The 24,207-nt window shown below is 61.0% G+C and carries 21 protein-coding genes; 16 read left to right on the top strand and 5 right to left on the bottom strand.

Going from position 1 to position 24,207, the window contains the following annotated elements:
* Positions 1-293 precede the first annotated feature (293 nt).
* A complete protein-coding gene (locus tag EX20_RS31110; RefSeq protein ID WP_072465573.1) occupies positions 294-563 on the top strand; it encodes a DUF4148 domain-containing protein in 270 nt (89 codons plus the stop codon).
* Positions 564-1,393: 830 nt separating this feature from the next.
* On the opposite strand, the gene EX20_RS29935 is transcribed toward EX20_RS31110, so the two are convergent.
* Positions 1,394-2,083: a TetR/AcrR family transcriptional regulator gene (locus EX20_RS29935; protein ID WP_050804578.1), complete on the bottom strand. Its 690-nt coding sequence runs from the start codon at positions 2,081-2,083 to the stop codon at positions 1,394-1,396.
* 553 nt (positions 2,084-2,636) lie between these two features.
* Between EX20_RS29935 and EX20_RS21610 the strand changes: the two genes are divergently transcribed.
* From EX20_RS21610 to EX20_RS21570, 9 genes are all read left to right on the top strand, one after another.
* Positions 2,637-4,457: a flavin-containing monooxygenase gene (locus EX20_RS21610; protein WP_006400247.1), complete on the top strand. Its 1,821-nt coding sequence runs from the start codon at positions 2,637-2,639 to the stop codon at positions 4,455-4,457.
* A 197-nt stretch (positions 4,458-4,654) separates the two neighbouring features.
* Positions 4,655-5,689, top strand: a complete 1,035-nt coding sequence (locus EX20_RS21605; protein WP_006400246.1) for an alcohol dehydrogenase catalytic domain-containing protein — start codon at positions 4,655-4,657, stop codon at positions 5,687-5,689.
* Positions 5,690-5,756: 67 nt separating this feature from the next.
* Complete coding sequence (locus EX20_RS21600; RefSeq protein ID WP_034194697.1) at positions 5,757-7,451, top strand: AMP-binding protein; 1,695 nt, start codon at positions 5,757-5,759, stop codon at positions 7,449-7,451.
* A gap of 46 nt (positions 7,452-7,497) precedes the next feature.
* Positions 7,498-8,742, top strand: coding sequence for an LLM class flavin-dependent oxidoreductase (locus EX20_RS21595; RefSeq protein ID WP_006400244.1), 1,245 nt, complete (start codon positions 7,498-7,500; stop codon positions 8,740-8,742).
* A complete protein-coding gene (locus tag EX20_RS21590) occupies positions 8,739-9,527 on the top strand; it encodes an alpha/beta fold hydrolase (protein WP_006400243.1) in 789 nt (262 codons plus the stop codon). Before EX20_RS21595 ends, EX20_RS21590 begins: the two co-directional genes overlap by 4 nt.
* A gap of 79 nt (positions 9,528-9,606) precedes the next feature.
* Positions 9,607-10,266 (top strand): NADPH-dependent FMN reductase, encoded by a 660-nt coding sequence (locus EX20_RS21585; protein ID WP_050804576.1) that lies wholly within the window; start codon positions 9,607-9,609, stop codon positions 10,264-10,266.
* Positions 10,267-10,381: 115 nt separating this feature from the next.
* Complete coding sequence (ribB, locus tag EX20_RS21580) at positions 10,382-11,029, top strand: 3,4-dihydroxy-2-butanone-4-phosphate synthase (RefSeq protein ID WP_072465574.1); 648 nt, start codon at positions 10,382-10,384, stop codon at positions 11,027-11,029.
* Positions 11,030-11,215: 186 nt separating this feature from the next.
* Positions 11,216-12,052 carry an SDR family NAD(P)-dependent oxidoreductase gene (locus EX20_RS21575; RefSeq protein ID WP_006400241.1) on the top strand — a complete coding sequence of 279 codons (837 nt, stop codon included), beginning with the start codon at positions 11,216-11,218 and terminating at the stop codon, positions 12,050-12,052.
* Positions 12,053-12,267: 215 nt separating this feature from the next.
* Positions 12,268-13,077, top strand: coding sequence for an enoyl-CoA hydratase-related protein (locus EX20_RS21570; RefSeq protein WP_051974467.1), 810 nt, complete (start codon positions 12,268-12,270; stop codon positions 13,075-13,077).
* Positions 13,078-13,284: 207 nt separating this feature from the next.
* Here EX20_RS21570 and EX20_RS21565 read toward each other — a convergent pair whose 3' ends face one another.
* Positions 13,285-14,163, bottom strand: coding sequence for a FadR/GntR family transcriptional regulator (locus EX20_RS21565; protein WP_006400239.1), 879 nt, complete (start codon positions 14,161-14,163; stop codon positions 13,285-13,287).
* 251 nt (positions 14,164-14,414) lie between these two features.
* Between EX20_RS21565 and EX20_RS21560 the strand changes: the two genes are divergently transcribed.
* From EX20_RS21560 to EX20_RS21550, 3 genes are all read left to right on the top strand, one after another.
* The gene (locus tag EX20_RS21560) at positions 14,415-15,110 is read left to right on the top strand and encodes a nitroreductase (protein WP_006400238.1); all 696 of its coding nucleotides are present in this window, start codon (positions 14,415-14,417) and stop codon (positions 15,108-15,110) included.
* 32 nt (positions 15,111-15,142) lie between these two features.
* Positions 15,143-16,246, top strand: a complete 1,104-nt coding sequence (locus EX20_RS21555) for a CaiB/BaiF CoA transferase family protein (protein ID WP_034194695.1) — start codon at positions 15,143-15,145, stop codon at positions 16,244-16,246.
* Between the two features lie 307 nt (positions 16,247-16,553).
* The gene (locus EX20_RS21550; protein ID WP_034194694.1) at positions 16,554-16,841 is read left to right on the top strand and encodes a DUF1330 domain-containing protein; all 288 of its coding nucleotides are present in this window, start codon (positions 16,554-16,556) and stop codon (positions 16,839-16,841) included.
* Between the two features lie 49 nt (positions 16,842-16,890).
* On the opposite strand, the gene EX20_RS21545 is transcribed toward EX20_RS21550, so the two are convergent.
* The 3 genes from EX20_RS21545 to EX20_RS21535 all read right to left on the bottom strand — a co-directional run bounded on the left by EX20_RS21545 (position 16,891) and on the right by EX20_RS21535 (position 20,131).
* The gene (locus tag EX20_RS21545; protein ID WP_006400235.1) at positions 16,891-18,312 is read right to left on the bottom strand and encodes an MmgE/PrpD family protein; all 1,422 of its coding nucleotides are present in this window, start codon (positions 18,310-18,312) and stop codon (positions 16,891-16,893) included.
* 200 nt (positions 18,313-18,512) lie between these two features.
* Entirely contained in the window at positions 18,513-18,938 is a 426-nt protein-coding gene (locus EX20_RS21540; protein ID WP_050804574.1) for a Zn-ribbon domain-containing OB-fold protein, read from the bottom strand.
* The gene (locus EX20_RS21535) at positions 18,938-20,131 is read right to left on the bottom strand and encodes a thiolase family protein (protein ID WP_006400233.1); all 1,194 of its coding nucleotides are present in this window, start codon (positions 20,129-20,131) and stop codon (positions 18,938-18,940) included. Before EX20_RS21535 ends, EX20_RS21540 begins: the two co-directional genes overlap by 1 nt.
* A 238-nt stretch (positions 20,132-20,369) precedes the next feature.
* Here EX20_RS21535 and EX20_RS21530 point away from each other — a divergent pair, with 238 nt between their 5' ends.
* Genes EX20_RS21530 through EX20_RS21520 form a run of 3 tightly spaced genes read left to right on the top strand, consistent with a single transcriptional unit; the run spans position 20,370 to position 24,186 of the window.
* Complete coding sequence (locus EX20_RS21530; protein WP_006400232.1) at positions 20,370-22,535, top strand: acetate--CoA ligase family protein; 2,166 nt, start codon at positions 20,370-20,372, stop codon at positions 22,533-22,535.
* Positions 22,532-23,035, top strand: coding sequence for a MaoC/PaaZ C-terminal domain-containing protein (locus tag EX20_RS21525; RefSeq protein ID WP_034194692.1), 504 nt, complete (start codon positions 22,532-22,534; stop codon positions 23,033-23,035). Before EX20_RS21530 ends, EX20_RS21525 begins: the two co-directional genes overlap by 4 nt.
* Positions 23,032-24,186 carry an acyl-CoA dehydrogenase family protein gene (locus tag EX20_RS21520; protein ID WP_006400230.1) on the top strand — a complete coding sequence of 385 codons (1,155 nt, stop codon included), beginning with the start codon at positions 23,032-23,034 and terminating at the stop codon, positions 24,184-24,186. The genes EX20_RS21525 and EX20_RS21520 overlap by 4 nt, the downstream gene beginning before the upstream one ends.
* The last annotated feature ends 21 nt before the right edge of the window (positions 24,187-24,207 follow it).

Here is a 24,207-nt window from a genome sequence, read left to right as displayed (position 1 = left end):
GTGGCAGGCAATGCTCGATACGCTGATATTGGGCTTCGGTGATTTCCATCACCGAAGTATACGGTCAAACAAAATTAGTGTGAACAGGCCCTAGGGGAGTGCGCGCTTCGGGCATACACATCGGATGAGGTGGTCAGCGGAGGGGTTGCCAGATACGGCCGCACATTGTTTCAAATAATGAAAAAGTTTCTCAGTTATTTAAGTATGTGTACTTAAATGTTGGTGGGATAGACTGCCTTGTCGGCTGCGATAAAGGCTGATCGTGGCTTTCCTGAAATCACAAAGGTTGAACCATGCGATACGTCAACATCGTAGCAATTACCGTCGTCGGCGCTGTTGTCCTTTTTGCGCCGGATGTCTCGTTTGCTCAAGCCAGCCAGCCACTGACCCGTGCGCAGGTTCGTTCGGAACTGGCCCAATACCGCCAGGCAGGGTATCAACCTGCCGACTGGCTACACTTCCCGGAGAGCGTTCAGCAGGCGGAGGAAGTTATTGCACAGAGAAAGAACGCGAATGCATCGTACGGCTCACCGGCCAGCAGCACGTCAGAGTCCAGTGATTAACTGTGTGCGGCGCGCATGCATTGCGCCAAGGGTGGCGCTCCATCACATTGCTGCGTGGATGCCATTGGTCGCGTGCAGATGGCGCTGCCGAATTGTTCGCGGCGCATATGCTGTCACCAACCTTCAGCGGCCCAGAACGCTGGGTACTGAGACTGCCAGTCCCCCGCGTTTTGCGATCAGGGCGGTTGCACTGGGGGCCGCAGGGGTGTTTATAGCTGGACGTCGCAGGGACGTTTGAGCAAAATGTCCCACCACATTGCGGATTATCCCCATATCCGCTTGGGCTTTCGTAATTGTGGACAGCGATGGGCATCTGACGTCCACAGGCGACGGAGTCCCCCGAATGTACGTCGCCAAAGGTCCATCGGCGAAGTTTTCGGCGCGGTTAACTGTGGCGCCTCGATGTCCGCCAAAACGTACCTAATGGACGGCAAGATCCGCTGTAGGCGAGCGTGGTGCCATGCAGTAGAGTCTTCAACGTGCAGACATTTCACCGATCCAGAGGCAATACCGGCAGTTGAATTCCGCCCTGGGCCAAAGTTAGGTTACGCTCCGTCTGTTAGTCGTTCGACGTGTTGAGCTCGTGCGGCGACACTGAAAAGCCCGCATGGCCGACCTTCACGCAACGGCTACTTTCTGCTGACGCCACGCACCCAGAGGGTCCAGGACTCGCCGATGGCCGTTCCTGGACCGAACTGAAGGCGCGTCCGCCGCACGAGGTCGCGGGGCGCGTGAAGACCGGGCGATCGCTCGAAAAGAGCATTGCGCCGCTGTCGGCATCCATTTCCTTTACTCGAAGTCAGCAGGATTTGAGACCGACAGGTGCGATCTTAGTCTGTCACCAGTTGCGCAATGGCATCTCGCCAATACGCGTAGTCGATAACCGGCCGCTGGGTCTCAGTGCTGGCAAGCCCGCCCACGACATAGTCATTGTACGAAAGCATTAACTCCAGCAACAAATCGGGATCTTCGCGAAAGTTCTCCCCCGTCCAGCGGTCCGTGAGGGCGAGGCCGTTTACCGTGGCTATCAGGTAGTGCGCCAGATGGAACTTCAACTGACCTCTCGATTTCCCGGGAATCTTGGCCAGAATGAGATCCTCGACGCGGTTGAAGCTCGCTATCAACGTGTCGTGGTAAAGGCCGCTGCCCAGTTCACGCTCGTGATTGAGGCGCGCCATCGTCTTGAGCGCGATATCTCCACCTGATGACGCGTACAGCGCGAAGAACGGGGCGTTGATCGCCAAGCCGACCTCGTAAAGCGACAGGCGATCCTTCCGCGTTCGCTCAAGGCGTCCCAGCTCCCTGTCGAAGCGCGGTTTGAGGAACGCCGCGAATTCATTCTGGATGGCCTGGATCAGACCATCCCGGCCGTCGAAGTGATAGGTGATGGCGGATTTGTTGCGATTGCCTGCTGCTGCGCTGATCTCATGCATGGCAACACCCGCGATGCCACGCTCCGCAAAAAAATGCATGGCGGCCTGGATGAGGCGGCCTTTCGCATCCTGTCTGTCTTCAAGCATGGTTTGGCCTCTGGCCAGATGGGAGTCGTGGAACTGCTGCGTAGACAGCTGCAGGTCGAAGTGCTTCGGGGTAAGGGGTAAACACCAGTTTCTCCAGCTTTCGTTTTAAGTAACCATACTTATTAAGTAATTGTACTTAAATAGGCGAGGGCACGCTACCAGTATGAAGTCTAAAGCACAACCCTGGCGCCTGAGGTGGGATGTGAGCGCCGGCAGCGAAGGGTACTGAAATGTCCTCGGTCGGCCCTTTTCCAGAGACGGGCGCGCGAGCGCGCATTGCGCCACGCCCTGCGTCTCGCAACGCATCTGGGCACGGGTGGTTTGAGGCAAGACTGACGGGCGCTCATCTGGTCGTGTTGACAGTGACTACCGGGTGCCTGATTGCTGGCGTCAGTCTGCACTGGAGGGTGCGAAATGGCTTTCATGAAGACTGGAATCGTGTAGTTCAGGTCCATTTGAGGAAGGGAGGCAATCCAGGCGCGAGCCAGGCTGTTCCCAATGACCCCACGTCCTGAATGAAATTTGTGCCAGAGTCAGATTTGAGGAGACAAAGATGTCAACTATGAATTATGGAAAACTAACAAATAATCAAGTGGCTGATGTCGACGTCGATCCCGATGTGCTTCGCGAAAATTACCGTCAGGAGCGGGACAAGCGCATCAATCCGAAGCAGAATAACCAGTGGACGGAAATCAAGGGTGATTTCACCCATTACGTCGACGATCCTTATGTCGAGCCCGGGTTCACGCGCTCGCCAGTCATTGAAGAGGTCGACGTGGTTGTAGTCGGCGGCGGGTTCGGCGGACTACTGTCTGCTGCCAAGCTGCGCCAGGCAGGCATCAACAGTTTTCGCATCATCGAGAAAGGCGGTGATTTCGGCGGCACGTGGTATTGGAACCGGTATCCTGGCGCGCAATGCGACATTGAAGCGTACATCTACATGCCGCTGCTGGAAGAGACGGGCTACATCCCGACGCAAAAGTATGCCTACGCGCCGGAGATTTTTGAGCACGCGCAGCGGATCGGCAGGAGATTCGACCTTTACCCGGCCGCGCTGTTCCAGACCCAGATCAAGGAGATGCGGTGGAGTGACGAAGATGGCCGATGGGCCGTCGTGACGGATCGCGACGATGTCATTAAAGCGCGATTCGTCATTTCGGCCAGTGGTCCCCTCAACAGGCCAAAATTGCCGGGTATTCCGGGTATCGGTACTTTCAAAGGGCACACCTTCCATACGAGCCGTTGGGACTACAGATATACGGGCGGCAACAACCGTGGAGGCATGACCGAACTTGCCGATAAGCGAGTCGCCATTGTAGGCACTGGAGCGACCGCCATTCAATGTGTTCCCTATGTTGGTCAGGATGCCCGGCAACTCTATGTCTTTCAGCGCACACCTTCAATGGTGGATGTGCGCGGAAACCGCCCGACCGACCCCGAATGGGTGAAAACGCTAAAACCGGGGTGGCAGCAACGGCGCACGGAAAACTTCAATACGCTGGTGGCGGGCGGTGATCAGGACGAAGACCTCGTTCATGATGGCTGGACAGACATCATTCGCAGCCTGAAAACGTCAGGCGTACAACGCAACGTCAACGTCCCGCCCGAGCAGATGGCCCGCGACCTTGAACTGGCTGACTTCAGGAAGGGCAACCAGGTTCGTGCGCGTGTCGACAGCATCGTGCGCGAGAAACGGACGGCCGAAGGATTGAAGGCGTGGTTCCGGACGTTCTGCAAGAGGCCAGCCTTCAACGACGAGTATTTGCCGACGTTCAACCTTCCCAGCGTGACGCTCGTGGATACCCAGGGGCGCGGTATTGATCGCATTACGGAGAACGCGCTGGTATTTGATGGTGTCGAGTATGAAGTCGATTGCATCATATTCGCGACGGGATTCGAGACGGGCACCGAGTACACGCGACGTTCGGGTTTCGAGGTCTATGGTCGGGGCGGCAAGACCTTGAGCGAGCATCACGCAAAGCGCATGAAGACGCTGCACGGTTTTTACAGCCATGGGTTTCCGAACTTCTTCATCCTCGGTATCAGCCAGAACGGGTTCAAGCCGAACCTGGTCGATATGCTCGGAGAGCAAACCGATCATGTCCTGAAAATGCTCAAGTACATGAAGGCTCACAAGCTCACACGCATCGAGCCGACAGCCGAGGCGGAAGAGCAGTGGCAGGACGTTATCCGGGAGAAGTCCACACAGGTCCGCGCGTTCCTCGCGGAGTGCACCCCCGGGTACTACAGCGGCGAGGGCGACGTCGACAAGGGGCTTCTGGTCGACACATACGGCGGTGGGTCGCTTGAGTTCACGAAGCTTCTCAACGACTGGCACGCTGACGGGCAAATGAAGGGACTCGAGCGTTCCTGAGGCACAGCCGGAGATGCTCGGAAAAGGATAACTGACCGGGTGTCGTGGCGACATTGATATCGCGGCGTTATTCCCCTGTTACGAAGACTGATCGTTGTCATCGCAGCGGTAGTGCTGAAGACGGGCGGTGTCGACGGCGAGGTGCTGTCCGGCATCGATGACTCGCCGGGAATACGCGTCGAAACAGGAGCAAATTCATGAAGGGTCTGGTGTATCACTCGGCGGGGGATGTTCGCTTCGGCGATCTTCAAGATCCGCAACTGGGTGAAGAAACGGATGTTGTGGTCAGGATGAAACTGTGCAGCATCTGCGGCAGCGACCTGCACATCTATCACGGTGGCCTTGCACCTTCACGTCCGTTATTTGGCCTCGGGCACGAAGCGATCGGCGAGGTGGTCGAGGTAGGGCGTGGCGTAAAGCGTCTGAAGCCCGGAGATCAAGTCATGTTGCCGGGTTCCACCGGTTGCGGCACCTGCCGGTACTGTCAGCTCGGTCTCGTCAATAGTTGCGAGCGCGGCGGCATGCGGGTCTATGGGCTCGGCCGTGAACTCGAAGGCTGTCAGGCCGAGGCGATTCTCGTTCCGAACGGAGATTTCAATGCGATCCCGGTGCCGGACGGTGTGACGGACGAACAGGCACTCCTGTTGACCGACTCGTTGCCCACGGCCTACATGGGATGTGTCAATGCCGAGATCGGTCCCGGCAAGAGCGTCGCGATCATAGGCCTCGGACCCATCGGACTCAATGCCGTCGAATGTGCCTTCGCCCTCGGTGCGGAACGGGTTTACGCGCTGGATCTCGTGGCTGGACGACGCGAACTGGCGCGTGAAATGGGTGCCGTCGCGCTCGATCCGGCTACCGCTCTGGAGACCATTCGTGAGGCCACGGCAGGCCGTCTGCTCGATTGTGCGGTAGAGGTCGTCGGCGCGGCCGTTACGACCGCGCTGGCAATCGATCTTGTGGGCAAGTCGGGGACCGTGTCGGTCATCGGGGCGGGCCTGGAAAGCTTCACTTTTCCGGTTCAGGCCGCGTTTCGCAAGGGTCTCACATTCCGCGCAAGTATCTGCTCGGTACAGCGGTACCTGCCGGGGCTGGTGCCGCTCGTGCAGCAGGGACGGTTGCGGCCCGAGCAGGTGATCTCGCATCGCCTGAGCCTCTCGGACGGCGCTGAGGCATACCGGAAGTTCGATCGCCGTGAAGACGGCGCGCTGAAGATGGTGATGGCGCCGTGACGGCGTGGGTGTCGTCTGTTGGGTGAGAGAAACTGTGAATAGCAAAGCCAGAACGCAGGGAAGTCCTATGAATGTCCTTGAAACCAGTTATGCCGTTGGCGCGGCTCATCCCGCGCTCATCGAGCAAACGATCGGTCGCTGCTTCGAGGAAACGGTTGCCAGGTTTCCGGACCGCGAAGCCGTGGTGTCGTGCCATCAGGGCCTGCGGTACAGCTACCGGCAACTGGATCGCGAGGTGGGCCGTCTCGCAAGCGCCTTGCTTCGATTAGGGCTGCGCACTGGCGAGCGCGTCGGCATCTGGTCGCACAACAACATGGAATGGCTGTTGATCCAGCTGGCGACCGCCAGGATCGGTATCGTCCTGGTCAACATCAATCCGGCGTACCGCGCAAGCGAGCTCGACTACGCGCTCAACAAGGTGGGCTGTCGCATGCTGATCACGATGACGTCGTTCAAGACGACGGAGTACATCGAGATTGTGCGCGAGCTGGCGCCGGGACTTGCCCACGCCGTGCCAGGCGCGCTTGACGCGCCACGGCTTCCGCAACTGCGATGGCTGGTCCATCTGGGCAATGAGCCCATTGCGGGCGTGATGTGCTTTTCAGAACTCATGGCGCTGGGTGATCCCGACGATCCTGCGGTGCGCGCCGCAGGCGAGTCGCTGAAGGCAACGGATCCAATCAACATCCAGTTCACGAGCGGAACCACGGGTTTCCCCAAAGGGGCGACGCTCAGTCATCGCAACATCCTCAATAACGGATTCTTCGTCGGTGAGGCGATGCGCTTCACCGAGCGGGACCGTTTGTGCGTTCCAGTGCCGCTTTACCACTGTTTCGGCATGGTAATGGGCAACCTTAACTGCCTGGCGCACGGTGCCACCATCGTTTATCCAGGCGAGTCATTTGATCCCGTCAGCGTTCTGACTGCCGTTCAGGATGAGCGATGCACGGCATTGTATGGCGTGCCCACCATGTTCATCGCAATGCTGTCTCATCCGCGGTTTGCAGAATTCGATCTGAACTCGCTGCGAACCGGCTGCATGGCGGGTTCGCCGTGCCCGATCGAGGTCATGAAGCGAGTCGTGGATGACATGCATATGAAGGAAGTGACGATCGCATACGGTATGACGGAAACGAGCCCGGTGAGTTGCCAGAGTACGGTCGATACGCCACTTGAACGACGAGTCGGCACTGTTGGTCAGGTTCATCCACACCTCGAGATCAAGCTGGTCGATCCGGATACCGGCCGTACGGTCGGCATCGGCGAGACGGGCGAACTCTGCACGAGGGGCTACTCGGTCATGAATGGCTACTGGAATGACGAGAAGCGCACGCGCGAGGCGATCGATGAGGATGAGTGGATGCATACCGGCGACCTCGCCACGATGGACGCGAAAGGCTACGTCAACATCGTCGGGCGTATCAAGGACATGGTGATCCGTGGTGGAGAGAACGTTTATCCGCGGGAAATTGAGGAATTTCTGTACGGGCACCCAGCGATCAGGGATGTGCAGGTTGTTGGTGTGCCAGATCCGAAATACGGGGAAGAGCTTTGTGCGTGGGTGGTGCTGAGACCGGACCATACCCTCACGGAGGAAGAACTGCGGGCCCATTGCAAGGGGCAGATCGCGCATTACAAGGTGCCGCGTTATGTGCGCTTCGTCGACGAGTTCCCTATGACCATTACCGGAAAGATCCAGAAATACCGCATCCGCGAAATCATGCAGCACGAGCTTGGGCTGATGACCGGGCAGACGGCCTGATCCAGCAGCTGTTGTTTTGAACCATATCGGAGAGGACACAACCCCAATGAAATCCATATTCTTCCACTTCCAGGGCTACCGGGATCTGCCGGACGACTTCGTGCAGAAAAACGAAAGCATCTGGGTCAAGCCTTCAACGGACCAGTTCTGTGATCCGCAGACCTCGGCAAAATACGCACGCTGGAACATCGAGGAACTCGAGCTGGCTGACGAACTGGGCTTCGACGGCTTGGGAATCAATGAGCACCATTCTAACGGCTACGGTTACTGTAATTCGCCCAATCTCATCGCGGCCATTCTCGCGCGGCGTAAATCTGACGCTGCACTCGTGGTGCTGGGGAACACATTGCCCCTCTACAGCCCGGCGATACGTACCGCGGAAGAATTCGCGATGCTTGACGGCATCAGTGGCGGCCGGCTGGTTGCTGGCTTTCCGGTTGGCTCCGCGATGGACACCGTGGGCGCTTACAGCACGCCGCCGACGCACGTGCGCCCGCGCTACTGGGAGGCACATGACCTGATCACGCAGGCCTGGACTCGAACCGATACGCCTTTCGCATTTAACGGAAAGTACAACAAGCTTCGCTACGTCAACATCTGGCCCAAGCCGATCCAGAAACCGCATCCGCCGATCTGGCTGGCCGGCGGTGGCTCGATCGAGACGTGGAAGTACGCGACTGACCACAACTACACCTACAGCTACCTCAGCTTCAGCGGCCACAAGGCGGGCAAGACGCTCATGGATGGCTACTGGCAGCAGGTCGAAAAAGCAGGTCTGGACGACAACCCGTTCCGGGCAGGGTTCGCTCAGGTGGTCGTCGTTGCCGATTCGGATGCCGAGGCAGAGAAGCTCTATCTGCCGCATATCCGGAACTTCTACTCAAAAGCACTGCATGTACCTCCTCACATGGCCAACCCGCCGGGTTTCATGACCAAGGAGAGCTATGAATTCAACGTCAGAAAGGTGGCTCGTCACGGTGCGTTGCTTGGTGACCCTGCGAAGGCTACCTGGGCCGACTTCACCGAAAAGCACAAGATGGTGATTGGTGGCAGTCCCGAGCGCGTGGCGGCGGAACTCAAGGAGGCGGCGCGAAACCTGCGTGTCGGTCACATGATGGTGCTGCTGCAGATCCAGTCGATGGAAACGGAACTGACGCGGTACAACATCCGCATGTACGCCGAGAAGGTGCTGCCGCAACTGCGAGGCCTGTGGGAGAAGGAGGGGTACAAGGACCACTGGTGGCCGCAGGGCGCTACCCGCAATCAATTCACAGGAGGTGTCGCAGCATGATCGCAGCAACGAAAAGAATCGAGATGCCGGCTCCGCTGGGGCCGAACCCGGTAATCGTCAAGGGTAGCGGCGCGCCGCTCGTATATCTGCACGGCGTGCAGGGCCAGGAATGGTCCCCGATGCACGATAGTCTTGCGCAGTCGAGAACGGTATACGCGCCGGCCACCGCCGGGTCGGACGATCCTGCGGAATTGCGCAATATCGACAACATCCACGAACTGGTCCTCTACTACGACGACCTTTTCGATCGTCTGGATATCGGCAAGTTCGATCTTGTCGGGCACTCCTTCGGGGGTATGGTTGCTGCCGAATATGCCGCGGCCTATCCTTCGCGTGTCGGGAAACTCGTGCTCGTCAATCCGCTGGGATTGTGGCGCGATGACAAACCGGTCGGCGACTTTTACCTCGTTGACGCCAATCAGGCGGCACGGGTTCTTATCGGTGACCCGGACAGTGAACCGGTCAAGGCCAGACTTGCGCTGCCGGAGGACCCCGAGGCGCGGATTGCCGAACTGGTCCGGCGCTTCACGGTATCGGCCAGCGTGGCGCATTTCGCATGGCCCATTGCCGAACGTGGACTGGCACGGCGGCTCCGACGCGTGCGCGCAGAAACGCTCATTGTCTGGGGCGAGTCCGACGGTCTGATGGACCGGTGTTATGCCGGGGACTTCGCGGAGCGGATTGCCGGTTCGCGTATCGAGTATGTGCCCGGTGCGGGACACACGCCGCACTTTGATCAGCCGGTGCGGGTTGCCGAGAGCATCAAGTCGTTCCTCGCGCGCTAGTCGTGATGGGGGCGGCGTTGCCGTGCCGCCCCGGACGGGCTCGCACGCGGGCACACATTCTGGTTCGAGAGGTATCGACATGACATTACATTCTATTGATCGCGATTCACCGGTCCGGATTGTCGCCATTGGCGGGACCATCCGCCAGGGATCGTCCACCGAAAAGGCGCTGCGGCTCGTGCTGCGTTCAGCCAGAGAGAACGGAGCCGACGTACAACTGTTCGCTGGCACCGATCTTGAGTTGCCGCTCTACGCGCCGGAGCGGGCCGAGCGTACCGAGGAGGCCGTTTCACTGCTCGCGGCGCTGCGCGCAGCCGATGGCATTGTTCTGGGGTCACCTGGCTATCACGGTGGCATCTCGGGCCTGGTCAAGAACGCGCTGGACTACACGGAAGACATGGCGAAGGATCCGCGTCCTTATTTCGACGGTCGGGCAGTCGGTTGCCTCGCAACCGGTAGTGGCTGGCAGGGCGCGAATGCAACGTTGGGTGCACTGCGTCAGGTAGTCCACGCGCTGCGGGGCTGGCCCACGCCAATCGGCGTGGCGATCAACACGCGCGAGCCTGTGTTTGACGCCGAGGGAGGATGCCTGCTATCCGATGTCGGGAGCCAGCTGGAAATGATGGGTCGGCAGGTCGTCGATTTTGCCCGTCTGTCGAGGCAGTCGGCAGTGGCTGAAGGACAACATCGCAAAGACGGATGTACCGGCGCGCGCGAACGGACGTTAGCGAAGGCATAGCAAGGGCGCGGGCGCCCGGATCAGGCGCATGTGCTGTACGGAACCGCTGGTAATACAGCGCGGGCTTGACGCGCGCCCGGATGGACGTCAGCGCGCATAACGAGTGAGAAGAAACGTGGCAACAGATCGGATTGAGGATGCATTGACGGCTATTGCGGCTGGCTCGATGGTCGTGGTGGTCGACGATGAAGACCGGGAGAATGAGGGCGATCTCATCATGAGCGCCGAGAAGGCGACGACGGCCGATATTGCCTTTATGGTTCGCTACACGAGCGGCGTGTTATGCGTTGCGCTGCCCGGACAGCGTCTGGACGAACTGAAGCTTCCGCTGATGGTTCGCGAGAACACTGACTCGATGCGTACGGCCTTCACCATTACGGTCGACTACCGCCATGAAACCACCACGGGCATATCTGCGTCGGACCGGGCTGTTACCGTTCGCGCGCTGGTCGATCCGCGTGTGCGCGCAGAGGATTTCAACCGGCCTGGCCATATCTTTCCGCTTCGCGCCGTGCCTGGAGGCGTTCTGCGCCGCGCGGGCCACACGGAGGCCGCGGTTGACCTTACCCGGCTCGCAGGTTTGCGGGAGGGCGGCGTGCTTGCTGAAGTGGTCAACGACGACGGCAGCATGGCCAGGTTCGACCAGCTTTGTCAGTTCGCGCGACTGCACAGGCTGCCAATCGTCACGATTCGCGACCTGATCGCGTACCGCAAGCGCGATGCCGACGCGGTAAGCCACAGCCTGGAGGCTTTGTCGGTTTGATCCTGGTGCGTTGTCTGGACCACGTGTGTGGGTCATCGGGGCTGGGTCGATAGAAACCATGGGGTAACCAGGGGACGGTCCTGCGGGATGCCTCGCGGCTGTGCGGCGCCGCCTGTTTCTATATCTGATCTGTTGGGCAGCGGCATCGGAATCCGATCAAATAATTAGTATAACTGGAGAAAATTCATGTCAGGACGTTTGCAGGGAAAGGTCGCGGTGATTACTGGTGGTGCCAGCGGTATGGGGCGCTCGTCGGCACTCCGGTTTCTGGCAGAAGGGGCCAAGGTTGTCGTTGCGGATCTGAATACCGGGATGGCCGAGGAAACACTCGAGCTGGCAGCGCAGCAGGGGCATGCAACGGCCATCAGGTTCATACGCGCCGATGTTTCGCTCGAATCAGCCGTTGAAGCGACGATCGCTTTCGCGTTCGAGAGTTTCGGTCGTCTGGACTGCATGTTTAACAACGCGGGCGTGGCCGGTGCGATGGGACCGGTCACGGAAACCACGGTGGAAGAGTGGGATCGCACGCAGGGCCTGCTGCTGCGCTCGGTGTTTCTCGGCATCAAGCACGGCGGTCGGGCATTGCGCAGCCAGGGTAGCGGCGGCTCGATCATCAATACGGCGTCGACAGCCGGTCTGGGCGGCGGGAGCGGACCGGCAGCCTATTCGGCCGCGAAAGCCGGTGTCGTCAATCTGACGCGATGCGCGGCGGTCGAACTGGCGAGCGCGCGGATACGCGTCAACACCATCGCCCCCGGTGGTATTCTGACGCCATTGATCCCGGCTAGCAGCGACGCGCAGATGCTGGACTTCATGAAAGGACGTCAGCCATGGCCCGATGTTGGGCGTCCGCTCGACATCGCCAATGCGGCGCTGTTCCTGGCCAGTGACGAGTCGGGTTTTTGTACCGGCACGACGATCACCATTGACGGAGGCCTCCTCGCCTGGGGGCCGTCATTGTTTCCGCACGCAGGCGCACACGCACAAAGCGGAATGAACACCCGCAACCTGGGCACGGCCTAGACCGGCGATTTCGGCCCTTCTGCGCGAATTTCTCCATCTCCAGGAAGGAGGGTTTGCCTTGGGGCGCCGTTGCCAGTGACAGGGCGTCAGGCAGTTTTCGGAGGGCGGGCGCGGGGTGCTTCCGCCACGCGTGCGGAGCACGTACGAAGGACGACGATCAGACGTCTCGTATCGACAGGCAGACGCACAGGACCTCTCTTTGATGGAGTCAGGACGTGTCAGGCAAGGATGAAATTTCGTTGGAATTCGTGCACGGCGTAGTCGATACGCGCGGTGTGGCATGGGTGAACCTCGTCAGACCTGAGGTTCGCAACGCATTCAATGAGTCCATGATTGACCAGTTGGCTGACTGTATTCGTTCGCTTTCGTCGCGCGCCGAAGTCCGGCTTATCGTAGTCGCTTCGTCCGGCACCGCGTTCTGTGCGGGGGCCGATATGAACTGGATGAAGCGGGCAAGTACGAATAGTTTTGAAGCGAATCTCGAAGATGCACGACGGTTCGCGGCAATGATGGCAGTCTTGCACGGAAGCTCGAAGCCGACCCTGGCACGGGTGCAAGGCGGTGCGTTCGGTCTGGGTGTCGGACTCGCCTGCGCGTGTGATGTTGTCATCGCGAGTGAGCGTGCGACGTTCGGGGTCTCAGAATCACGGTTCGGGATTCTCCCGGCGGTTATTGGTCCCTATCTGCTCGAAGCCGTCGGGACGCGTCAGGCAAAGCGGCTTGCGCTTACCGAGGTACCGATGAGTGCGCCGGAGGCAAAGGCGATCGGTCTTGTGCATCACGTCGTGCCCGAGTCGGAGCTGGATGCATGTGTTGAACGCGTTGTTCGGGACCTGTTGGGCAACGGCCCAGTCGCGCTCCAGGAAATCAAGGCGCTGTTTCATAGCCTGACGGGTCGGCCAATCAATGCGGAGACATCGGAGCTTACCGCGGAGACCATCGCGCGTGTACGTGCCACCGACGAGGCGAAGGAGGGTTTTGCTGCGTTCCTCGAAAAGCGGCCGGCGTCGTGGACCGTCAGTTGAATGAAGTGCCGGTGACTTGCAGGGCGCCGCGTTCGTTGGCAGACGGGCGAGAAGCGCATTGCCGTGATTGACGAAGAATATTCCAGTGTTCGCGAGGTCTGGCCGGATGTCCGGCATGACGCGATACCGTCGAGCGGCGACGGCCGTATAGACAGGACCGGAGGAAGGGGGCAAGTTCCTTCCTGCGTCCGGATGCCACCTGTCAGGTCAGGCGTCAATGCCACCCGTGACAGGATGGCCCTTGCGCAGCGCACTGCGCGACTGGCGGGTGAGGTATCGGTGTATTTCTTCGAGATATGCCCTCATCGTGGCCGCCGCGCCATCCGCATCCCGGTTACGGATCTGATCGATCAGCTTCCGGCGGGTTTTGACCACGGCATCGTACGGCCTCGGGCCGGCCAGTACGATGAAGTGGCGGAGCACTTCACTGAGCCCCTCGACGATCGCGCTCAGGATGTAGTTGCGCGTGGCATCAGCGAGCAGCTTGTTGAATTCGATCGCGGTGAAAGTCCTCTCTTCGAAACGGCCGGCCTCGGTCAACTTCTCGGTTTTTTCCAGATTGGACTCCAGTGCGTCGAAATCCGCCGCCGTAGCTCGCTCGCAGGCGAGACGAATCACCGTGTCCATGATTTTCAGGCGTGCCTCCATCAGCATCGGAAGGGAGGCGCGGCCCAGGTCGATCATGTCCCGGATCTGCTGGGTGACCAGCTTGGCGCTCGACTCGTTGACGAAGGCGCCGCCGTGTCTGCCTTTTTTTAGGATGATGAGCCCTGCAACCTCGAGATTGCGCATGCCCTCGCGCACGGCCATTCGGCTCACTGCGAATTGTTCGGCGAGTTCGCGCTCGGTCGGCAGGCGGGTGCCCGGTGGCAGCGTACCGGCTGCAATCTGCTGGCGAATTCGTGCCCCGATCTCTTCCGATATCCGCCGCGTCGTGATCGGGCCGAATGCTTCGCCGCCCTCCGCGGGTGTAGCGCTGGCGGAGCGAGGCTTGCGTCGCCTGGGGGATTGCGCCTCATGTCCGGATGGTTCGTCTATTGCGGGTGTTTCCGGTCGCGCGGTTCGCGGTGCTTTCATGCCATCCATCTGTTAGTCGATTGAACCCGCCATATTAACCCATGCGCCGCGCTCAAAAACCTCCCGGCCGGCGGCGGGCGACTGCCGTGACACATGCTTGTAATGGACGGTCCATTGGCTTATTATGAGCTTTATTGCAAGCTCGCATCAGGCCGGTTTGCAGCGGAACAGGCATAGTTCGAGGGTTGCACTGACACACAGCATGGGATAAAGCGGGTTGGTCAACCTGCTCAACGCGTATTCGGAGTGAGACAGCCAGGATGAGTGGGTTACCAGTTGAGCAGGCCGGGGAGGGCGCGAGCTTTGAGCAGTTCCTGCTCGCGCGTCATAGCTGCCGCGCGTTTTTGCCCACGTCGGTAGACAGGGACGTCATCCAGCGGATTTTGCGCACCGCGCAGCTGGCGCCATCCTGGTGTAACGCTCAACCGTGGAAGCTCATCATTACGGGCGGCGAAGCCACGGAGCGCTTTCGTCGTGAGCTGCTGGAGCACATCCGCGCCTCGCAGCCGGAACCCGACATTCCTTTTCCGCAGGCGTACCGTGGCGTCTACCTCGACCGGAGGCGTACCTGCGGCTTCCAGCTGTACGAAGCGGTAGGCATTGCGCGCGGTGACCGCGAGGCATCCAGCCAACAGGCGCGCGAGAATTTCCGTTTCTTCGGCGCGCCGCATGTCGCGATCGTGACCAGCGACGTATCGCTGGGTCAGTACGGGACGATCGACTGTGGTGCCTATGTGACCACGTTCCTGCTTGCAGCGGCAGCCCATGGCGTTGCCAGTATCGCGCAGGCGGCGCTGGCGTCGTATTCGCCGTTCCTCCGGGCATACTTCGACATTCCGGAAGACCGCGTCATCGTGTGTGGCATCTCTTTCGGGTATGCAGATCAGGACCACCCGGCCAACCGCTTCCGGACTACCCGTGCGCCACTCAATGAGGTTGTCGACTGGCGCGGCTAGCCGGCACTGTTTTTCCCCAGGGAGTTCACTAAATGAAGGAAGGTCCGTTGTCGGGCGTGAAGGTGCTGGAATTCGGTGCCATCGGCCCCGTACCGTTCTGCGCGATGCTGCTCGCCGATATGGGTGCCGACGTGGTACATCTTGCCCGCCCTGGCGTGCAACTCGATCCCAGGGATGTCACCATGCGTGGCCGACGCATCGTCCCGCTGAACCTCAAGGAAGAGCGTGACCGGGCGACCGCGCTGGAGCTGGTGGCATCGGCAGACATTGTCCTGGAAGGCAACCGGCCGGGTGTCATGGAACGGCTCGGGATCGGTCCCGACGTCTGTCGCACGCTTAATCCCCGCCTCGTTTACGGTCGCATGACGGGGTGGGGGCAGGACGGCCCGCTTGCGCCAACCGCCGGCCACGACATCAACTACATTTCGCTGACGGGCGCGCTGGCGGCAATCGGCCCCGCTGGTGGTGGACCGGTTCCTCCGCTGAACCTTGTCGGCGACTATGGCGGTGGGGCGATGTTTCTCGCGTTCGGCGTGCTGTGTGCTGTGCTCGAAGCGCGCAATAGCGGCAAGGGGCAGGTCGTTGATGCCGCCATGGTGGACGGCTCGGCCACGCTGATGTCGCTCTTCTGCAGCCTCTACGCAAAGGGACGCTGGACGGACGGGCGCGGCCAGAACGCGCTCGATGGGGGCGCGCCATGGTACACGACCTATGAGACCGCCGACGGCAGGTATGTTGCGGTAGGCGCGATTGAGGAGCCGTTCTGGCGCGAGTTGCTGGCCCGCCTGGACATAGCGCCGGACACGCTTCCGCCGCGAACAGATCGTACTGGCTGGAACACCATTCGCAATGTGCTTGCACAGTCTTTCGGGAAGCGAACGCGGGACGAATGGGCGAACACGTTCCACGAGTCGGATGCCTGCGTGAGCCCGGTGCTTGCGCTGCAGGAAGCGGCTAACCATGAACATGTGGCCCGGCGCGGCGTTTTTATCGATCTCGACGGCGTGAAGCAGCCTGCACCGGCGCCGCGCTTCAGTCGCACGCCGGGCAGTGCACGCCCGGCTGCGATGGGGCCGGAGGTAGTCGCCGCGGTATTTGACGCGTGGGGCGTGGGTCCAAAGTCCAGCAACGGTTAAGTCCGGGCCTGGGCGAGGCGGACGGGATATTCGTCCACTTGCCCAGGCGTGACAATGGATGCCGACACGGCACGAGCCCCAAAGATAATGGCCTGGAGTCTGATGCCTGTCCCGGTTACCGACGACTGTCGCGCGCAAAAGCATTCGCTTTTGGCATGAACATATCGGTACAGCCGCGTGTACGCCGGTCGGTGACTGCGTGGAGAAGAAGACCCCGCCGCGGGGTGTCGGCATTCCGGATATGATCACCGTGCGCGGCTGCGGATGCCGCATGAAATTGCCTCTCTGATTCAAGGAAGAACTGCTTATGCCCAAGGGATACATCATTGCGCGCGTCGACGTGACGGACGAGGAGGCGTATGCGCGATACGCCAGTATGGCCACGCCGGTCATCCGGCAGTACGGTGGACGTGTGCTGGTGCGCGGCGGCCCATGTTCTGTGCTTGAAGGAGAGGGGCGTGCGCGGAACGTGGTTATCGAGTTCGATTCAGTCGAGCAGGCCCAGCGCTATTACCATTCCCCGGAATACGCGCACGCGCGAGCCGCCCGTAGCGGCGCTGCAGTAGCGGACTTTATCGCCGTCGAAGGCGCGTAGGGGCCGCCCGCAGTTGGCGCCGCTACCCACCAGTGCCGTGCCAGCAGGCCTATCTTTTTCCGGCAACCGCTTCCGCACTGATCAGGTCATCGAATATCCAGTCGCAATCGTGCTGGTGTTCAAGCCCGGTGAATCGCGACGCGTACGCGGCACTGTCGTCCTGCGTCATCCGGTGGCTGACGAGTCGCTGGAACTTTCCGATCACCTCCGCGTCGCTCAACGGATTGCGCGGTGAGCCTCGCGGCGCATCGCAATGGGCATGATGAACCTCCACGCCGTCTTTGAGCACGGTAACGCGGCACTGGTGATAATGATCCAGTCCGGGACCCGTGACGATTTCAATCCTCGCGAGCATGTCACGGATTTCGGGCCGGCGCAGATGCGCTTCGATGTCGACGCTGTGTCCGGGAAGGATCACGTCTGCACCGCAGGCGGCGAGCGCGATACAGTACTGCATGTGGAATCTTGCCTCGTTCGGCGTATGCGGAAGATGGCTCTTGGATACCGCCGGAATGATGTAAGCCGGCACCTCGATCTTCAGCTTGCCACGTAGCAGCACGTCCTCACCCAACTGATCGCGCAGCGACACCACCAGATCAATCGCGGAGTGCGTATACCCGCAGCACGCATGGAGCTTTCTGCGAGGTTCTGCAAGAAACCAGCGCGAATCGTCCGTAATGACGTCTGGGTCGTACTCGCGGCACAAGGTGGCAAAGAGACCCATGCGGCTCTCCAGGAGCCTGCCGGGCCCGGTCATGCCGTGCGACGCATAGCCTGCTGCGCGCAGTCCGACTGCGGCTGGCCAGGCGCCGAACAGCATCGGCTTGACGGTCCCGCCGTCGCCAAAAATTGTCTCGGCCGGGCACCACGTGGTCAGCGTGCCGGCGATGGCAAGGGCGTCCCTCGTCCGGTCGCGCGACATGCCGCGCAGCGATGCGGCCACGGCTGCGGATCCGAAGGCCGAGACGAGGCCTGGCGTGACCATCGCCACGTCGGTATACGGCTTGAGCTTCGGATAGACGCTGGCATAGATACGGGACGTGACCTCTATGCCGGCGATGACGGCTTTGAGCAGTGACGCGCCTGAGCCGTTGCTGCACTCGATCAGTGCGAGGGCAGCGGCGACGTTACCGATGCTCGCATGCCCGCCGATCAGGTCGTTGAGCTCAAAGATATCCCCCCAGTATCCATGGACCCGTGCGGCGGCTTCCGCTGGCAGGGTCTCCGTATGCCCGAGGACGCGTGCGACGGGGTCACCACCGCCGAGTGCACGCTCAGCCTCGAGCAATGTGACGCCTTCGGCAGACCCGGCACCAGCCAGCGCACATCCAATCGTGTCGAGGATGCATAGTCCCGCCTGTCGACGCACCTGTTCGGGAATGCGGTCGAGTTCCAGCGACGTAGTGAAGTCCGCAAGCGAATCGAGAAGGGATGATGCAGCAGGGACTGCCGGTGCAGGCGGCGATTGCATGGGTGTACCTCGTAGTGCGGAAAGCGTGTTGTAGTCTGCGCTGACTTGCGTTAGCCGGCGGTTATCGGGGGCGGCGTTATCCCTTCGCTATCAGGTGGGACAATCGGGAAAGTGGAAGACATGGCACGAAGGTGCACGGTTGCGTCATGTCTCTCCGTCCTGCTGTACCGCCTGATCACGGCTGTCCCGCAGATGGCGGTTCACTCCGGCACGCCAGCATGCCGTGCGGCGAACAGTGGGCCGTCTTCATACCGAAGCGCGACGATCTGGACCGGGGCATCGAGCGCGATGGCGTCCGTGTCCCAGATCCTGACCGCAATACGGGGCCCTTCATCGAGATCGACGATGCCGACGCGATAAGGCGCGTCCGCCCGAAAGGCGGCCGGCGCGGCGTGAACACGCGTTGCCGAGTAGAGTTTTCCGCGGCCCGACAGATCGGCCCAGCTCACGCTCCGCGACCAGCAGTGAGGGCAGAACGGTTTGGGTGGAAACGTGTATCCGTGACATGCGTCGCACCGGGTCGTGCGGAACTGTCCATCCCGCAGTGCGTCCCAGAACGTTCGGGTAAAGGCTGTCACGCGCGGGGGATAGGCCCGCGGCCCATCGACGGTGAGGATTTCAAGCATTAGCGGACGGCCTCCATGATGTGCACCAGGGCTGCGTTGTAGTTGCCGAGTTCGGCACTCGTCATCGCCAGTTCAGCATTGGCGACCTGACGCTCGCCCGCCCGGCCGCGCAACTGGTCCGCGATTTCAACAAAACTGTAGAACGGCGTGACATAGGCAGGATGGCCGCGTGACTGCAGACCGCCGGACGTGCAGATGGGGATGCGGCCACCAAGGCGGGTTTCACCTTGCGCGGCGCACCGTGCGCCCAGGCCGCGCGGGACGAGACCGAGTGCCTCGCTGACCAGCACTTCAACGATCGTGCAGGGGGCGTAGAGTTCGGCGACATCGATGTCGGCCGGAGCAATACCTGCTGCCTCGTACGCCTCGCGCCCCGCGGCCTGGGCTGAGACGAACGCAGTCATGTCGTTCGGGACTTCGCTGATCTGATGCGCGCCTTCGTGAAAGAAGCCGCGCGAACGGACCCGTACGTACGGGCGGCCGAGCGAGCGGGCAACGTCTTCTTCGGCGAGCACCAGGCACACCGCGCCATCGCTGCGGGGCGGTACCTCGTAGAGGCCCAGTGGTTCGACAATCATCGGTTGCGCGAGGACATCGTCGAGCGTGATGGGCTTGCGGAACTGCGCGAGCGGGTTCAGCGCGGCATGCGCACGGTTCTTGACCGCCACACTGGCCAGTTCCTCGCGCGACGAACCGTACTCGTGAATGTAGCGCGCCGCGTCCATCGCGTACCACGCGATTGGCGTGATGCCAAAAGGTCCCTGAAAGTCCACGTCCCCAACTGCACGCATGGAACTCATCATGTGATCCGCAGCGGATGTCGCGGTTTCGAAGTTCACGCCGAGCGCCAATGCCACCTTCGAGCGGCCGAGCAGGATATCGTTCGCCGCATGCTCGAATGCGAGGCCCGCCGTCATGCCGTTGCCGAGAATCTCGGCAACGCTGCCAGCGCAGGGAAGGCGCAGATGATGCGCCATGAAAGTGGCGAAGTACTTCTGAGAGGTGTACGGCCTGCATTGTGCGAGAGACAGCGTGCCGATGTCCGTTCTCTCAACGCCTGCGTCCTCAACCGCATCGAGCACCAGTCTGGCCAGAATCTCATGCTCGAGCGTCTGCTCCTGAGCGTCAGATGGTGATTGCCACTTGCCGACCGGCAGCGCTGCTGTGCCGACGATCGTAACTGTCCTGCCCATACCTTCCAGCCTCCTTTCTGCAGGGAAATGCCGGGCTGATTCGCCCCGGCACGAACCCCGCCAGCGCGGGGCAGCGTTCAAGATAATGCAGGTCCAATGGACGGTCCATTAGGGTTATAGCCTGGTAGACACCGGATCGGCTGCGGCGCAATATTCCTCTAATGGACGGTCCATTAGTTTCTGCTGCGGTACAGGTCATGTCGACCGGAAGCCGGGCAGGTCAGGAGGAGAAGGACGGATGCACGAGGAAAGAGCCGTATACCGGATGAACGATCTTCGCCGGCTGGTTGATCCAAAAACGATTGCAGTGGTCGGCGCATCGGAAACCCCCGGTTCATTTGGGCAACGCACGCTCGCCAATCTCGCGGGCTTTCAGGGCAAGGTGTTTGGTGTCAATCCCAAGTACCGCGAGACAGTGGGATTTGCCTGCGTGCCGAGTCTTGCTGATTTGCCCGAATCGCCGGACTGCGTCGTGATGTGTGTGGCGCAGTCGCTGGTGGAGCCAACGCTCGAAGAGGCCATTGCGGTTGGGGCAGGCGGCGCGATCGTTTATGCGTCGGGCTATTCGGAGACCGGCCGCGCGGAGCGCATCGCCGCCCAGGAGCGGCTGGTCGAGATCGCGCGTCGCGGGGCAATCCGCATTGCGGGGCCGAACTGTGTCGGTCTCGCGAACGTCCGCACCGGCGCCGCGATGAACTTCATGCCCGATTGCGGCAAGATGATCAATGGCCGGTCAGGCCGGGTCGCGGTGGTTTCGCAGAGTGGTGCGCTCGGCTATACGGTGCTGCAGGCGATGACCCGTGGTGTCGGCATCAGCCACTACCTCGCCGCGGGCAACTCGTCCGACGTGGACGTGGCCGATTTCATCGCCACTCTCGCTGACGATCCTGAAGTCGGCTCCATCATCTGCCTGTTCGAAGGCGTCAAGAGCGGAGCGCGCTTCCTCGAGGCCGCGCGCCTCGCCGACGCTGCGGGCAAGCCACTGGTCGTCTACAAGGCGGGCAACACGGCAGCGAGCGGCAAGGCGGCACTCTCTCATACCGGCACGCTCGTCGGCTCCGTCGCCGCGTACCGTGCAGCGCTCGAGGAAGTCGGCGCGATCCAGACCGATGATCTCGAAGCGGTGCTGGAAATGGCGAATTTCTTCGCGCGCAACGATGCGCCAAAAAAAGGACGCGGCGTCGGCATCATGGCGACCTCGGGTGGCGCGGGCGTGATCAATGCCGACAAGGCTGAGCAGCATGGCCTTGAGCTTCCTGAACTTGCCGCGGCGACGCACGAAGCACTCGCCTCCGTGGTACCCGACTTCGGTTCCATCGCAAATCCGGCGGATCTGACGGCAGAGGTCCTTAAAACCTCGTCGACTTTCGCCCATTGCCTGAATGCTTTTGTCGATGATCCGGGTTTCAGCGCGGTAGTCGTGCCGCTTGTATTTGCGCATGAGGCGGCAACGGGTTCGCGAGCCCCCGTCATCTGTGAAGTGGCTGCCCGCAGAAAGGGCGCGATCGCTGCCGTCTGGATGAACGAGTGGCTGGAGGGACCGGGCAGTGCCGTGCTCGACGCGGACCCGAACGTGGTGCTTTTCCGTTCGGCAGACCGTTGCTTCTCCACGATTCGCGCCTGGTGCGACTGGCATGAACGCCGTGCACTGCGTCACGACAAGTGGCTGCGGCGATCCGCATCTGACGCGCCCGCAACGGCGCGGGCGATCCTCGCCGCCGCAAAGGCGCGCGGCAACGTGCTCGGTGAGCAGGATTCCAAACGTGTGCTGGCGGCATACGGGATAAGGGTGCCGCGCGAGACCGTCGCAGCGACGCCGGACGAAGCCGCGCAGGCCGCGAGCGCCATGCGTTTTCCGCTCGTCGTCAAGATTGCTTCGCCGGATATTCCTCATAAGACCGAGGTTTCCGGCATCCGGCTGAACCTGACCGACGCGAATGCGGTACGCGAGGCAGCGGCCGCCGTACTGGCATCGGCCGCGAAGCACAAGCCGCAGGCCCGGCTCGACGGCGTCAGCGTTCAGGAAATGGCACCGCCCGGAGTCGAGCTGGTGCTGGGCATCCAGCGTGACGCGCAGTTCGGCACGCTGGTTGTGGTCGGGCTGGGTGGGGTGCTGGTGGAACTGCTCGGCGACGTATCGATCGCGCTGGCACCGGTCACGCCGGAGAAGGCGAGGAAGATGCTCAGTTTACTTAAGGGTTACCGGCTGCTCACGGGCTATCGCGGACAGGCGCCACGGGACATCGAGAGCGCGGTGGATGCAATCTGCCGTTTTTCGGAGCTGGCTGCCGATATGGGCGACGCGCTCAGCGAGGCAGACGTCAACCCGGTCATCGTCGGACAGGACGGTGTGGTGGCCGTCGATGCATTGCTGGTTCTCTCACAAGAGGAGTGCATTCAATGAGTGGCAAGGTTATCGAGGAGTTTGTAGAAGGGCAGGTAGATATCAGCCCGGCACGCACGATCACCGAGACTGACGTGGTGACGTTCTCGTGGCTTTCGGGTGACGTCAACCCCATGCATACGGATGCCGAATACAGCGCGAAATCTGCACTCGGTCAGCGTATCGCCCATGGCGCACTGGGGCTTTCCGTCTCCACGGGGCTCAGTGCGCAGTTAGGTCAATTGATCGGCACGGCCATCGCCGCGCTCGGCGTCGATGAATGGCGCTTTCTTGCGCCAATCTTCCTGGGCGACACCGTCCACCTGCGCGCGACGATCGTTTCCGCGCGCACGACTTCCAAGCCGGATCGCGGTGTCCTCAAGCGCCGGATGGAACTCATTAACCAGCGCGGCGAGATCGTGCAGACCGGTGTAATGACCACGATGGTACTGACTCGCGCGGGCAGGGATGCGCTCAATGCCCGCCAGAACGCTACGGCAATTGCAGGGGAACAGAAATGACGCTGATGAACACATTTGGTCTCTCGGAAGAACAGCACATGATGCGTGAGAGCATCCTCACGTTGCTTGAGCGGCATCTTCCGTGGGAACGGGTTCGCAAGATGGACGAGGCGAAGGAATATCCTCACGAAGCGCATGCAGCGCTTGCGGAAGCAGGTTTCCTCGGACTCTTCTATCCGGAAGAGCTGGGCGGCAGTGGGGGCACCTACAAGGACATCACGGTTCTCCTGGAAACGCTCGGCTATTACTACACGGGCATCGCTCAGGGGATTACGACGACTGCGGTCTACGCTGGCATGCACGTGGCCAAGTTTGGCTCCGATGCACTGAAGCAGGAAATCATACCGAAGATCATTTCGGGCAAGGCGAAGCTGTCGCTCGCGATGTCGGAGCCGGGTACCGGCTCCGATGTGGCGGGTATCCGGACGACCGCGATTCGCGACGGCGATGAGTATGTTCTCAACGGCAGCAAGGTCTGGATCACCTGCGCGCACGTCGCGGACTACATCGTCGTGATTGCCAAGACCGATCGCGACGCACCTCGCCACCAGGGGATCAGCACGATCCTCGTGGATGCAAAGGCGCCTGGTGTGACGATCCGGCCGCTGAACATGCTCGGTCGCCGCACGACGCACGCGAACGAGGTCTTCTTCGACAACGTGCGCGTTCCCGCCTCGAACCTGTTCGGCGGTGAGGGCCAGGCGTGGAAGAACATCATGAAGTGTCTGGGCCTCGAACGGATGGCGCTCGCGGCAATCTCGGCGGGACACTGTTTCCGGATTACCGAATACGCAAGCGACTATGCGAAGCAGCGCATCCAGTTTGACCAGCCCATCTCCAGCTTCCAGGTGATCCAGCACAAGCTGGTCAACATGGCGATCATGGCCGAGACATCCCGGCAGTCGGTCTACCGGGTGGCGGAACTGCTGGATGGGGGCAATCCCGCGATCAATGAGACGTCGATTGCCAAGATTGTCTGCACGGAAAACAACTTCCGCTGTGCGGACGAAGGGCTGCAGATTCTCGGTGGCGCTGGCTATTCGATGGAGTACGACATGCAGATGTTCTTCCGCGATTCGCGTGTCGGCCCGATCGGCGGGGGCAGTAACGAAATCCAGCGCAACGTGCTCGCAAAACGCATGGGGCTTTGACCGCGAGTCGTGTGACCTCAT

Source organism: Burkholderia sp. WP42, from assembly GCF_000745665.1.
Classification (GTDB): Bacteria; Pseudomonadota; Gammaproteobacteria; order Burkholderiales; family Burkholderiaceae; genus Burkholderia; species Burkholderia vietnamiensis.
The sequence above is the reverse complement of the archived record's forward strand: the minus strand, read 5'-3'. Positions and strand labels throughout refer to the sequence as shown.